Annotated in this window: 11 protein-coding genes and 1 pseudogene; 2 read left to right on the top strand and 10 right to left on the bottom strand. The window is 41.5% G+C overall.

All coding sequences use genetic code 11. The annotated features are described in order from the left end of the window. Positions 1 to 101: 101 nt before the first annotated feature. From CDG79_RS11335 to CDG79_RS11325, 3 genes are all read right to left on the bottom strand, one after another. Complete coding sequence (locus CDG79_RS11335; RefSeq protein ID WP_094331689.1) at positions 102 to 1,121, bottom strand: ABC transporter ATP-binding protein; 1,020 nt, start codon at positions 1,119 to 1,121, stop codon at positions 102 to 104. Positions 1,122 to 1,256: 135 nt separating this feature from the next. After that, the gene (locus CDG79_RS11330; RefSeq protein ID WP_094342223.1) at positions 1,257 to 2,231 is read right to left on the bottom strand and encodes a choice-of-anchor A family protein; all 975 of its coding nucleotides are present in this window, start codon (positions 2,229 to 2,231) and stop codon (positions 1,257 to 1,259) included. A gap of 193 nt (positions 2,232 to 2,424) precedes the next feature. After that, entirely contained in the window at positions 2,425 to 3,912 is a 1,488-nt protein-coding gene (locus tag CDG79_RS11325; protein ID WP_094342222.1) for an aminotransferase class I/II-fold pyridoxal phosphate-dependent enzyme, read from the bottom strand. 150 nt (positions 3,913 to 4,062) lie between these two features. Here CDG79_RS11325 and CDG79_RS11320 point away from each other — a divergent pair, with 150 nt between their 5' ends. Next, positions 4,063 to 4,770: a M15 family metallopeptidase gene (locus CDG79_RS11320; protein ID WP_094342221.1), complete on the top strand. Its 708-nt coding sequence runs from the start codon at positions 4,063 to 4,065 to the stop codon at positions 4,768 to 4,770. Between the two features lie 58 nt (positions 4,771 to 4,828). Here the strand turns inward: CDG79_RS11320 and CDG79_RS11315 are convergent, their stop codons facing one another. The 6 genes from CDG79_RS11315 to CDG79_RS11285 form a co-directional block, all read right to left on the bottom strand. Next, complete coding sequence (locus CDG79_RS11315) at positions 4,829 to 5,302, bottom strand: TspO/MBR family protein (protein WP_094342220.1); 474 nt, start codon at positions 5,300 to 5,302, stop codon at positions 4,829 to 4,831. A gap of 91 nt (positions 5,303 to 5,393) precedes the next feature. Beyond that, positions 5,394 to 5,867, bottom strand: a complete 474-nt coding sequence (locus CDG79_RS11310) for a TspO/MBR family protein (protein WP_094342219.1) — start codon at positions 5,865 to 5,867, stop codon at positions 5,394 to 5,396. Between the two features lie 503 nt (positions 5,868 to 6,370). Then, positions 6,371 to 6,811 carry a hypothetical protein gene (locus CDG79_RS11305; protein ID WP_094342228.1) on the bottom strand — a complete coding sequence of 147 codons (441 nt, stop codon included), beginning with the start codon at positions 6,809 to 6,811 and terminating at the stop codon, positions 6,371 to 6,373. Positions 6,812 to 7,562: 751 nt separating this feature from the next. Next, a complete protein-coding gene (locus CDG79_RS11295; protein ID WP_094331683.1) occupies positions 7,563 to 8,240 on the bottom strand; it encodes a response regulator in 678 nt (225 codons plus the stop codon). A gap of 87 nt (positions 8,241 to 8,327) precedes the next feature. Further along, on the bottom strand, positions 8,328 to 9,302 hold the full coding sequence (gene era / locus CDG79_RS11290) for a GTPase Era (RefSeq protein WP_094342218.1): 975 nt from the start codon (positions 9,300 to 9,302) through the stop codon (positions 8,328 to 8,330). Positions 9,303 to 9,568: 266 nt separating this feature from the next. Beyond that, positions 9,569 to 10,696 carry a succinylglutamate desuccinylase/aspartoacylase family protein gene (locus CDG79_RS11285; protein WP_094342217.1) on the bottom strand — a complete coding sequence of 376 codons (1,128 nt, stop codon included), beginning with the start codon at positions 10,694 to 10,696 and terminating at the stop codon, positions 9,569 to 9,571. A 428-nt stretch (positions 10,697 to 11,124) separates the two neighbouring features. On the opposite strand from CDG79_RS11285, the pseudogene CDG79_RS11280 reads away from it, so the two are divergent. Continuing rightward, positions 11,125 to 11,373 (top strand): annotated as a pseudogene (locus tag CDG79_RS11280) (hypothetical protein); the annotation flags it as partial. A gap of 33 nt (positions 11,374 to 11,406) precedes the next feature. On the opposite strand, the gene CDG79_RS11275 reads toward CDG79_RS11280, so the two are convergent. Further along, a complete protein-coding gene (locus CDG79_RS11275) occupies positions 11,407 to 12,045 on the bottom strand; it encodes a histidine phosphatase family protein (protein ID WP_094342216.1) in 639 nt (212 codons plus the stop codon). Between the last annotated feature and the right edge of the window lie 309 nt (positions 12,046 to 12,354).

Raw genomic sequence — 12,354 nt, 5'->3', positions numbered from 1 at the left:
GGATTAGGAATTGGGAATTGGGCAATATATTAATAGTTCTTCTCCCCCTGCTCCCTGCTCCCTGCTCCCTGCTCCCTTCCTTCTTCCCCATGCCCCATTCCCTATCTCATAAGCTGCTTTTTCTCAGCTTTGGGATCGCGAGTGGCAACGGCTGCGAGTTCTGCATCCATCAGGGTGCGTCCTGTAGCTGCGAGGTAAACGTCATCGAGGCTGGGGCGAGATTGGGCAATGCCAAATATGGGTAAGCCAGCAGTATTCAGTACTTGCTGTATATTGATGAGAACATCGTTTTGAGGTGTCACCACTAAGTTGAGGGAATTACCTTGAGCGCTGTTGACGATCGCTTCTTGCACAAAGGGCAAAGTTTGCAAGAGGTTTTTGGCAATTTCTGCTTCCTCAATGGGGGAAAACTCGCGGATTCGCAAGGTGATGCGATCGCCCCCTACTTGATCTTTTAATTGTGAAGGTGTCCCAGAGGCAATCACCACACCCCGATCTATAATTGCCACGCGATCGGCTAAAGCGTCAATTTCTTCTAAATAATGGCTGGTAATTACTACCGTTGTCCCAGAGGCGCGTAATTTTCTGAGGAATTCCCACACCACAAAACGTGTCTCTATGTCAAGTCCCACAGTTGGCTCATCCAATACCAGAACATCTGGTGCATGGAGCAACCCAGCAGCCAAGTCTAGGCGCTTGCGTAAACCGCCAGAATAGGTTCCTGTCTTTTTATTCGCGTATTCTTGCAAACCGAGTAAATCTAATACCGTCTCAATGCGTTGTTTAGCTACTGCGCGTGGAAGGTGATAAAGTGCTGCTTGCAATTGCAGCAATTCTTTTCCAGTTAACACCTTATCTATAGCGACTTCCTGAGCAACATAGCCTAGTCGTTGTCTTGCCACTCTCGGATTATCTAACACAGAGATGCCAGATACTTCGATTTTGCCAGCATCCGGTGTGGTCAGCGTACATAAGGCACGCAAGGTTGTAGTTTTCCCAGCACCGTTGGGGCCAAGTAAACCAAAGATTTCACCTGGCTCTACTTGAAAAGAAACATCCTGAACGGCAACCACTGTACCGTAACGTTTTTGCAGATTCTGAATTAAAACGGCGGGAGCCATGACAGCTTTTCCCCAACTATACAAATCTCAATAAAGTCTATCTTTATTGTAGAAGGTAGGGAGCAAGGAAATAGCGCATGAGCGAAAATATCTAAACAAGTTCGCATCATGCGCTATGCTACCAAAAATTTCTGATTATTTTAGGCAAATTTCTCGATCGCGTCTGTTGCGAAATAAACCAAATACTACAGCAATTAATCCTAAAGCTGGAAGATTTGCCGGTTCTGGAACCTGAGTATGGGTAGGAGGCTTAGTGTAGTACTTAGTTGGGACATCTGGCAGATCGCCATTAAACAGATAGTTGTGAGATTCGCCATTTCCTTTCAAAGAAGCTACTACCACGTTGCCGTTAACTTGACCATTATCAAAATTGAAATTAGCTAAAGGAGCAAGAATACTGCCTAGTACGCTAATTCCACTGGCAGTTATGTTTGTCGCTTCATAGAAGTTGTAGATCACCTTTTGTTTATCTGTGCCAAGGATATTAAACCCAAAGTTTTTTAGGGACACATCCTTACCACTGATATTGACAACAATAGTCGAATTTGTATCGCCCTTAATTTCAAAATAGTTTGTCTTGGAGACATCTGAGCCAGCAAGATTAAAAACATTGAAAGCAGTACCACTGCCACTAAGGTTAATACCACCCCAAGATTGAACTGTTGTGTTACCAGTAGGAGTTAAGGTTGCTAAATATTGAGATAGCCCTCGCAATTCTTTCCCCGCTTCATTGAAGTTGATGGGGTTAGCTTTGGTAAGAGTTCCTTGGGGAAATCCCACATTGCTAGACACATTGGCGCTGCCTCCATAGACAGCGTTACCGTGGTAAACTTGACCGTTGCTTAGAGTTAAGTTTTGTCCAGCTACTACTACGTTGCCGCTATTGCCAGAAAGTCTGCTTCCAAGTCCGCCAACGAAATTAACGTTACCGCCAGCAGCAAGTTTTCCTTCAATATCTGTATATTTTTGAGTGATATCTCCCAAAACAAACACATTGTAATCAGACGCAGCGCCTAACTCAACTGCATTCGCTCTTACTGAGAAACCTAGCGCTAGAGTGACTACAATCGGAGTTGCTACTCCCCAAACATAATAGGTTTTTGATTTCATCTTTTGATTTATTAGTCATCAATACGATCCTATGGGTATAAATTAAAGATGACATTAGTCTGCTAGCTATTTTCATAGAAGTTTCATAGCTGTATAATTACTGTGTATTTCTGCTTAAGTTTGCCTTTGTCCGCATATTTACTGTTGACGCATGGATTAAAATTTTATCAACAATAATTTAGGAGTTAGAACGTTATTTTACAACTTTCAAAGTTTGGAAGCTAGTATCATTGCAACCACTGATAAATCCCCCCATTGCTTGGATTTGTTGTAGGTAATTAAGTACGGGGTTGGTGATGACTTCTCCTGGCATTAACACAGGAATTCCTGGGGGATAAGGACAGACGATTTCAGCACAGATGCGATCGCTTGTTTGTGCTAAAGGCAATGTTTCACTGACAGCAAAAAAGGCTTCACGGGGAGAAAAATGTAAAGCATGACCCTGTGTAGTTAAAACATTCTGCCAGTGAGGATTTGTCAGAATCAAGTTGGTTCGGCGATATTCTTTGGCAAGATTGGTCAAACTTTGCACTAATTGCTTGATATCGGCTGTGGTGTTGCCCAAGCTAATGATAAAGGTGAGATGTTGTAGTGAGGCAAATTCAGCAGTGACAGCGAATTTTTCATCCAGAATTTCATCTGCTTCAAATCCGGTTAAGCCTAAGCCAGAAACAGTTACAGTTAATCGCGTTTCGTCTAAAGCTAGAAAGCCGGAAGATCCCCCCAACCCCCCTTGAGAAGGGGGGCTAAGAATTTGTAAGACAGATAATCCAGGAATTTGACTGATTTTTGTTCTCGCTTCATTAGCAAGTTGCAATGTGCGAGACATCAGCATTTTTCCGTGGAGTGCCATTTGCTGACGCGCTGCATCTAAAGAAGCTAAAAGTAAATAACTAGGACTGGTAGATTGTACGAGTTGCAAAGCTTTACTGATGCGATCGCAATCTATCCTGTCACTTTGGATATGCAGCATCGATGCTTGTGTCATCGCACCAAGTACTTTGTGGATGGATTGTACAGTTAAATCAGCACCTGCGGCTAAAGCTGGAGTGGGTAATTCGGGATGAAAGGCAAAGTGTGCGCCGTGTGCCTCATCTACGAGTAAAGGAATATTGTATTGATGGGTGATATTGGCGATCGCACTCAAATCTCCACAAACACCGTAATATGTTGGGTAAACTGTCAACACTGCTTTCGCGTTGGGATGCTGTTGAAGTGCAGATTCTACAGCATTGGGCGTGATGCTATGGGCAATATCTAAAACTGAATCGTATTCGGGATTGAGAAAAATTGGGATTGCACCAGAGAGAATTAAACCTGCGATCGCAGAAGAATGGACATTGCGAGGCAAAATAATTTTATCGCCTGTGCCACAGGTAGCGAGAATTGCTGCTTCAATTCCACAGGTAGAACCATTAACAAGAAACCATGTTTGCGAAGCGCCAAAAGCTTCAGCCGCTAGTTGTTGCGCTTCTTGAATAACTCCTTGGGGCGCAAAAAGATTATCTAAATCTGCTAATTCTGTTAAATCAGCGCGAAAGATTTTTGTACCAAGTAAATCAGCCAAGGGTTGAGAAATTCCCTTACCTTGTTTATGTCCTGGGGTATAAAAAGGCGCATGAGGTCTTGCTGCATTGGCTTTTAAGGCATCTAATAATGGTGTTTGGTTTTGATTAAGCATTTTTGAACAAACGAACCGTCAATGATAAAAGTTGAAGTCTGTTAGGGCATATTCATAGACGATGTTTTACATTATGATTTGGCAATTGCCTAAATTTTTACTAATGCATATTGTGAGGCAAAATGATTTTATCGCTTTGAGGCTGACTAGATGAGACCTTATCATCAAATCCCAATTTTCGAGTCTGGTGAACCGCTAATGGCCATTCCTTTAGAATTATTTGCGGTGGAATCTCCTCATCCTTATGAAAAATTAGGTGCGCCTTATGGCAAACACTCTCCTTATTATCTCCGTCAAAGCGTTATTGAAAATTTGAGCCAAGCGCAAAATTATCTTGATTTGCTGCATCCTAATTGGCATATCCAAATTTTTGATGCTTATCGCCCGATCGCAGTCCAGCAGTTTATGGTAGATTACAGCTTCGCTCAAGCAGTGCAAGACAGGGGATTAACTGACGTGGAATTATCCCCAAGCCAACGCCAAGAGGTTTGGGAAGCGGTTTATGAAATTTGGGCTGCACCAAGTTTGGATGAAAAAACTCCGCCTCCCCACAGTACAGGTGCGGCAGTGGATGTGACGCTAGTAGATGATACTGGGCAAATAGTAAATATGGGTTCGCCAATTGATGAAATGTCAGAGCGATCGCATCCCGATTATTATGCCAATAGCGATCGCCCAGAAGCACAACAGTATCATGCTCACCGTCAGTTGTTGCGAGATGTAATGTTAAAAGTCGGCTTTCAACGCAATCCTAGAGAGTGGTGGCATTTCTCTGTTGGCGATCAAATGTGGGCTTGGCTGAATAATCAATCCAATCCGGGCAATCCTGTCACAGCAAGGTATGGGCGTATTGCATAGATGCGTTAAAGAGGCAGAAGAATTTTAGATTTTAGATTATTCAATCCAAAATCTAAAACTAGGCATCTTGAGGATTCAACTCTTTTAACTCTTCAGTGGTGTAAGTACCAATAGGAGTCCAAACTAAATAGGGAAGGAGTAACAGTGTCGCCATTGGAGAAATCGGTAAAATGCAGATTGCGAGGACAACGCCTGAAATCAAACCGATTAGCCCAAGAATTTCTCCAGCTTTGAGACTGCGAAACCTCAGCATTATAGGTATGTAGGCGACGGTGATAATTTCCACCAAGACGTACAAAGCCATTATTAACCAAGTAATTAGGCTTCCGGGATTTTTTTGCCAGACAATATAAGCTGAAGCCGCACCGCAAACAAAAATCACAGTCCAGATCGGGGGAATCAGTGGCTCAAAAACTAGCCAGTGAGGGCGACTTAAACGTGCAAACCATTTAACATCACGCGGCGTAATCAAGAAACTACCAAGGGCAATGAAGAAAGTCACAGCCCCAATTATTATCCAAGATGGAATCATATTGACACCCAAATTTTGTGTATTTTGTCAAGTCATACACTGCAAGTTTGACAATTTAGGGCATAAGTTGAATCATTCCTTGGTGCGAATCTTAGACATCTTGAGGATTGAGACTAGCCATCTGCCAAGTGGTATAAGTACCGATGGGACTCCAGAGCAAATAAGGAACTAATAGCAATGCTGCCCAACCAGAAAAACCTAAAACTGCAAGTATCAATAAAGCACTAATGATAAAACCTGTGCCACCGAGAATTGTACCCACTTTCAGACTGCGAAGCCGAAACATTACAGGCGTATAGGCAATGGTCACAATTTCTAACAGCAAGTATAAACCCATGATTAACCAGGTTGAGTTGCTTCCTGGATCTTTTTCCCAGACAATATAAGCCGACCAAGCACCGCAAATAAATATTACAGTCCAGATAATGGGAATTGCACCCTCAAAAGTTAGCCATCTCGGTCGTTGTAAGCGCTTGAACCATTGGCGATCGCTAGGTGTAATCACGTTAGCGGCTAAAGCAACCAAGAAAGCCACGCCCCCAATCACCATCCAAGATTTAATCATGCCCGTTAGTCCTTTACAAGCGCTATCTATCGCTTAATATCACTCTTTATAGTGTGATTTTGTCAATTTAATTGCTATTTACTCATCATCCTTGAGTTTGAAACCTTCATATCGTTTGGCAGGATTTTAAATTTTGGGCATTGGGCATTGCTTATTTATTTCTCCCTTGTCTCCATTGATTCCCCAAGATGTTGAGGTGATTATATCTAGGGGTGGGGTATGGGGCGAAGCGTAAAAATATTCTTGGCAGTAAGTAAGTGGGTGTGAAAATTTATAACTATGTCATTGCGAACGGAGTGAAGCAATCGCAAGAGTTTAGGCAATTTTATATTTCGTTATATAGTTAGGTTTATTTGAGCCAACCTACTTATAAGGATTAAGGTAATTTATATGCAGCAAATAGAGTCAGAAGTGCGATCGCCTACAAAACGGTAGCGATCGCACTACGATTTCTGAACCCTGTCGGCTATTACTACAGCATGAAATTTGACACACTTTAGCTTTTATGAGCCGACAGTGACTGGGTAAGACAACAGAAAGGGCTTGAAATTAGCTCCAGGTTTTGGAGTACCGCTTAACTCCAAATCATAAGCTCCTACTTTGGGAAATACGATGTCGGCTCCGGGAATGCTTTTATATTGTTTGGTTGATACGCTATGTAAACTTGGCTTCAGCAATGGGGTATCAGTTTTGGCGTGAGGTTGAGGATAGACAGCCAACTGACAGTTACATTGTGTCAGGGGAATTAGTCGCCCGCCTCTATGGGTGAGGATAATCCAAGCATGAGCGGTTTTGCCAGCTTGAGGATTGTCCTGGGGTTCAATATGCAGCATCCCGCCCACATCTTGTGATACCTTTTCGGTGTGGGCATTAACTGGTGTGGCAATCAAAACCGAAATTAATAATAGCCATCCTAAATTCTTCTCTAGGGTAAAATGGTGCATAGAGTTTTTTAGAGTAAGTGGAGTAGACCAAACTAACTGGGGAAAGGCAATTAAAGGAAAATTAAAAAATATTTTTGATGCTATTTTCCACCAGATATTTAAGAACGATAATTTTAAAAGAATAGTTGCGTCAAAAGACAACCTGTCAAACTTTACCCAAAAATCCCTTACTAACTACTAAGACTCAATCCCAACTAAAAAGTCGTTGACTCCTGAACTTTTACCTAAATATCTAACTTAAAGCTATATCACCTTATTACTTATGATAGTTACTCAAACTCACTTGGATGAGTGAAAGTAATGAGAGTGATGAGTGAGAGTAAATATACTTAGTAACTGAGGTTCAAAGCATGGACTCAACAGTTAAGGTTCAAACTGTGGATTCGTCCTGGTCTCTTCCACTGCCGTTGAAAGAGTATGCAATGAGCCGAGTAACTGTCTACTTTTATAGCGACAGATGGGTTCCGATTAAATATTGTTTTTTGGAAAAGGCTATTTCGCTTTACCATAAGGCTAATTTAGAAGGTAAGGAAATATTATTATTTCCTGATAATGTAGACCCTAATCAATTCTCAAACTCTTTTAACTAAAATGCATTGAGGTAGACTATTTTTCAAACATCTCGGCAACAAATAAATCTCTGATAAAGGCGTACAAAAGTACGCCTTTACTTATAAATGGGATTAAAATATTGACTCAAGTCATATTGTCTACGTCAAAGAGCGATCGCGTATTTTGCTGCATTTGTTTTCTAAACCAACCCAGAACGCAGTGCCACTACTGCTGCTTGCACGCGATCGTCTACTGCTAATTTATTCATAATCCCTCGGACGTGAGTTTTGATGGTGTTGGGACTGAGATAGAGTTTTTCGGCAATCTCTGGGTTACTCAACCCGTCTACCATGAGTTTTAAGACTTCTAATTCGCGCCCAGATAAGTTGGCGTTGTTGCTGGTGGGTGCAGGCGGTTTGAGATTATCAATTACTCGTCGCGCAATTTGAGGATCGAGATAGGCTGCACCATCAACTGCGGCTGCGATCGCACTTAACAATCGTTCTACACTTGCACCTTTGATACAATACGCATCTGCACCGCTAGATAGTGCCGCAATAATTTCTGTCTCTGTTTGATGAGATGTCAGCATCACTACATGAGTTGCTGGCAGTGCTGCTTTAATTTGCTGTGTCGCTGCAATGCCATCCAATCGCGGCAATCCTATATCCATAACCACCAAATCGGGTTTCAGTTGCAGTGCGGCTTGAACTCCCAAATAACCATCTTCTGCTTGTCCAACAATCTCCAACTGAGGATGAGCCATTAATGATTGCTCTAATCCCAATTGCATCATCGGATCGTCTTCGACAATTAACACCCGCAAGGGCGGAGCATTAGCCGGTAAATTTAAGGTATAGCGAATATCTAAAGACATTTTTATTAATTAAGAGTCATTTCTCATTTGTCATTAATCTTTGGTTTTTTTGCCTGCCAATAACCAATGACTAATGACAAATTTATTTTATTCTTCGACGCGATAGCCTAACTCTGCTAGACTAATCCGCGATTGTCTCCATTTTGGCTGGACTTTGACAAATAATTCTAAGTAAACTTTACCAGCTATTAACTTTTGGATTTGTTCGCGGGCTTCACTACCAATTGCTTTGAGCATTGTTCCGCCTTTGCCTATGAGTATGCCTTTTTGAGAATCGCGCTCGACGTTAATAGTAGCAAGTACACGGGTAATGCTGGGAGTCTCTTCTACTAGGTCAATTGCGATCGCTACTGAATGGGGTACTTCTTCACGAGTCAATAATAAAATTTGTTCTCGGATTAATTCACCCATAATAAAGCGTTCTGGCTGGTCAGTTACCAAATCTGGCGGATAGTATAATGGCCCAATTTCTAAATGTCCAATTAATAATTCTTGAAGTTGCGGTAATCCTGCACTAGTCTTGGCAGAAAATTTCACGATTTCCCATTCATGAGACTGGGCCATCTGAGCGTAACTATCATCTAAAAACTGAGAATCGGTTGGTTGTTGGTCAGTTTTATTCACGCCCAGAATCACCGGTGTTTTGCTGCGACAGAGCAATTCGGCAATATAGCGATCGCCCGATCCACAAGCCACCGCTCCATCTACCACAAATAGCACTACATCTACCGATTCAATGGCAATTTTGGCATTTTGCACCAATACTTCACCCAATTGATGATGGGGCTTATGAATTCCTGGTGTATCTACAAATATTAACTGCGCCTCTGGTGTAGTTAATATACCGCGCAAACGGTTACGTGTAGTTTGGGCTACAGGGGAAGTTATGGCAATTTTTTGTCCTACCAATTGATTCATTAAAGTAGATTTACCGACATTTGGACGACCAACAATGCCAATAAAACCTGATTTAAATTCAGGAGGAGCCTGTGGGATTGTGACTTCTCCTGAAAAAGAGAAGTTGTAATTTTCAATACTAGTCACCTTTGGCTCCACCCTCATATTTTACAGTTGGTATAACTTGATTTTTTCTTAGACACAAAACAAACATAAAATTACCCTGGCATCTTTAGGGATTTCTTTTGCCGAGGTTTAATCTACTACTGGCTCTACACTTATATTTTACAGCTGAGATAACTTTGTTTTGTTTTTAGATCCAAAACAAACAGTTCCATGACGAAGTTTGTATTAGACTCAAGCGCACCTGTGTATAATTGAGCAATCAGTTCCTCCGTAGGGGCAATTCATGAATTGCCCCTACTTAGTTTCTAACTTATAATTCCCAATACAAACTCGCCTTGATTTACAGCTTGATTGGTTGCAACATCATAAACCAATCCATCTTGTTGAGCGCAGACATCAATTACGCTGGGTAATTGACCTTCTTTATTAAAACTGAGAATTTGATACAGCTTTTCTCCAGCTTTTACATAGCTACCTAATTCAATTCGGGTTTGAATCATCCCACCTGCGATCGCATAATATTTTTTCCGGTTGCTGCTAGATGCAAAAGTCATCTCATGGGTTTTTATGTCATCTGAGAAATGAGGAATTTGCAATACACCTTTTTGCACTAAATAGTTTTTCACACCCCGTACACCTTTGGCGACTGAATCAGGGTTCATTTGCATTCCTGAGCCTAATTCCAGTGTCCATGCTTCCACATCAAACTTGATTTCTCTACCAATATCTTTAAAACAAGCTTCCAGTGCTAACCAAGGTTTGATAAAAGCTTCATCAAAAGCATCACCATCATATTTATTAAGTAAGATTCCAAAATCAAGCAGGAAGTATTTTGCACTCTCTTCTCGATTTCGGAAGTAATAAAGGTAGTCTAATGCTTGATTTGTAGAACTGTGTAAATCAATTAAGTAGTCTGCATCTAAACTGATATTTTGTAGTTTATAGCTAAAAAGTTGAGTGTAGGGTACACCACTAGAAGAATTAATTTTATCTAAAATTGCTGCAAATTTTTGCTTAATTATAGTTAGATAATTTTGTCGAACAACCTCTCGATCGATATGAAGTTGAGATTTAGTAAAAGCTACTAAATCATCAGCTTCTTTCTCGTAATCCCAAAATATGCGATTCCAGTCTTTGGCTTCGTAAACGCAGTATCGTCCAGGGGAAAAATGATGAGCGCGTTCATTCGTCCCCATTGGATTACAAACGGGAACTAGCCAAATTTCTCCAGTTAAATCTGTATCATTTATTGTTAATAAAAACTCAATTAGCTGGTGAATGACGGCATTACCAGCAATTTCTGCACCGTGCAAATTTGATTGAATGTATACCTTTTTACCAGGTTTAGCGCCGATGAACTTGTATAGTTGTAAGTATAGGCGATCGCCTGAAGCCATTTGACGTAAAGGAATAGTTTCGATAACTGGCAGCATGAAATAACTCGGTGATGATTTGAGTAAATTATCGCTGTATCTGTACTGAATTAAAACTCAATCTGCCTCTAGGTGTCTCTGCAATACGGTTCGGTTAAGATCCCCCCGCCTACGGCGACCCCCTTAAAAAGGGGGTAAAAGAGGCTTATAAGCCCCCCTTTTTAAGGGGGTTGGAGGGATATTCGAGGAATAAACACGTTAACTGAACTGTATTGGGTGTCTTTGCGCCTCTGCGTGAATTCCTCAAATTAAGCTAGCATCAAATTACCCAGTAATCAGCACAGCAGCAATGGCAACAAATTGGTTGCGAATCACACATCAAAAGGACAAAATCCAACTTTCTTGGCAACGCGGATATGAAAATCCTCGCCTAGCCCCAGCAGTTAGGAGAAAGCCAGTTTCAAGTTATTTGGCGCGAGGCGACAGGTGAAGAGTGCTGTGGTGATGATGGTTTGCGGGGCAAAATTAAAGAATACACTAATAACCCTGGTAGTTCTTCTCTGCTAAACACTATCATTGGCTCACTTGTGATTGTAGCTGCTGCACATGGCATACCGATTGATGGTGCGATCGCAACAATTGTCGTATTATATATTTTGAAAATTGGAATAAATGTTTTCTGCAAATACACTGCACCAGATGGCGAAGCAGAACAAGCTAAAAATAATAACTCCTAACTTTTGTACAGATGCGATTAATCGCGTCTCCCCTCACGTCCCCGGTAAATTTCGCAACCGCTCATCCAAATGACTGCGGTCTGCCAAAACCTTTAACAATGGCCCATGTGAAGTAAATTCTACAATACTGACCGAAGCCACAGGGCATCCCAAACGAAAACGGAAACGTCCCACATCAATCCCCAGTAAACTAGACAGAATAATTCTGATAGTTGCTTTGTGGGAAACAACTAAAACATTGCCACTAGTGTAATTTTGCTTGATTTCTTCAATTACCTGTATAGAGCGAGAAGCAATTGTAACCGCCATTTCTCCACCATTTGGCGCATTCCAAGCCGGATCTGCTGACCAGCGAATATAATCATCGTGATATTCACGGCTAATTACTTCCGGCGTTTTTCCTTCCCACTTACCATAGTTGATTTCCTTTAAACCATCTCTGAGTTGTGGTTCTATCCCTATTGCTTCATACAAAGGTTTTGCTGTCAATACAGTTCGCCGCATAGGACTACAAAATATTGCTGTCCAATCCATAGAAGTATATGCGTCTGCAAAAGCTTTTGCCATCTCCAAGCCTTCTGGAGTAAGTTCTGAGTCTATGGAACCGCAAAAGAAATTATTGCGGCTGCATTCTGTCTGTCCGTGACGGAGAAAATAAAGAGTTAGGCTCACGGTATATTCTCATTGATTTTGAATTTAAGAGCGCTAACAATCAGATGTAGCTGAAGATAGTTAATGCCCGTGCTATAGTACTACAATTTCATGATGTTTGGAATAATCTATATATTGAATATTGAGCAAAGTTATCAAAGCTACGCCCGTCTAGGGGAAACGCTACTGGGAGCATCCCAATTTTGCCAAAACAAAATTTGTAGTGGGAGCATCTTGCTCCCTAATGTCCAGGAAGCGGGCTAGAAGCCCGCACTACCAAAAAATAAATTTGCACATTTGGGATGCTCCCAACGCTACTTTGCTAATATC

The organism is Nostoc sp. 'Peltigera membranacea cyanobiont' 232 (assembly GCF_002245985.1).
In the GTDB taxonomy this organism is placed as follows: domain Bacteria; phylum Cyanobacteriota; class Cyanobacteriia; order Cyanobacteriales; family Nostocaceae; genus Nostoc.
The sequence above is the reverse complement of the archived record's forward strand: the minus strand, read 5'-3'. Positions and strand labels throughout refer to the sequence as shown.

Coding starts and splice junctions, on each gene's coding strand:
- CDG79_RS11335 (WP_094331689.1), bottom strand. CDS start 1,121: ATGGCTCCCGCCGTTTTAATTCAGAATCTGCAAAAACGTTACGGTACA.
- CDG79_RS11330 (WP_094342223.1), bottom strand. CDS start 2,231: ATGAAATCAAAAACCTATTATGTTTGGGGAGTAGCAACTCCGATTGTA.
- CDG79_RS11325 (WP_094342222.1), bottom strand. CDS start 3,912: ATGCTTAATCAAAACCAAACACCATTATTAGATGCCTTAAAAGCCAAT.
- CDG79_RS11320 (WP_094342221.1), top strand. CDS start 4,063: ATGAGACCTTATCATCAAATCCCAATTTTCGAGTCTGGTGAACCGCTA.
- CDG79_RS11315 (WP_094342220.1), bottom strand. CDS start 5,302: ATGATTCCATCTTGGATAATAATTGGGGCTGTGACTTTCTTCATTGCC.
- CDG79_RS11310 (WP_094342219.1), bottom strand. CDS start 5,867: ATGATTAAATCTTGGATGGTGATTGGGGGCGTGGCTTTCTTGGTTGCT.
- CDG79_RS11305 (WP_094342228.1), bottom strand. CDS start 6,811: ATGCACCATTTTACCCTAGAGAAGAATTTAGGATGGCTATTATTAATT.
- CDG79_RS11295 (WP_094331683.1), bottom strand. CDS start 8,240: ATGTCTTTAGATATTCGCTATACCTTAAATTTACCGGCTAATGCTCCG.
- era (WP_094342218.1), bottom strand. CDS start 9,302: ATGAGGGTGGAGCCAAAGGTGACTAGTATTGAAAATTACAACTTCTCT.
- CDG79_RS11285 (WP_094342217.1), bottom strand. CDS start 10,696: ATGCTGCCAGTTATCGAAACTATTCCTTTACGTCAAATGGCTTCAGGC.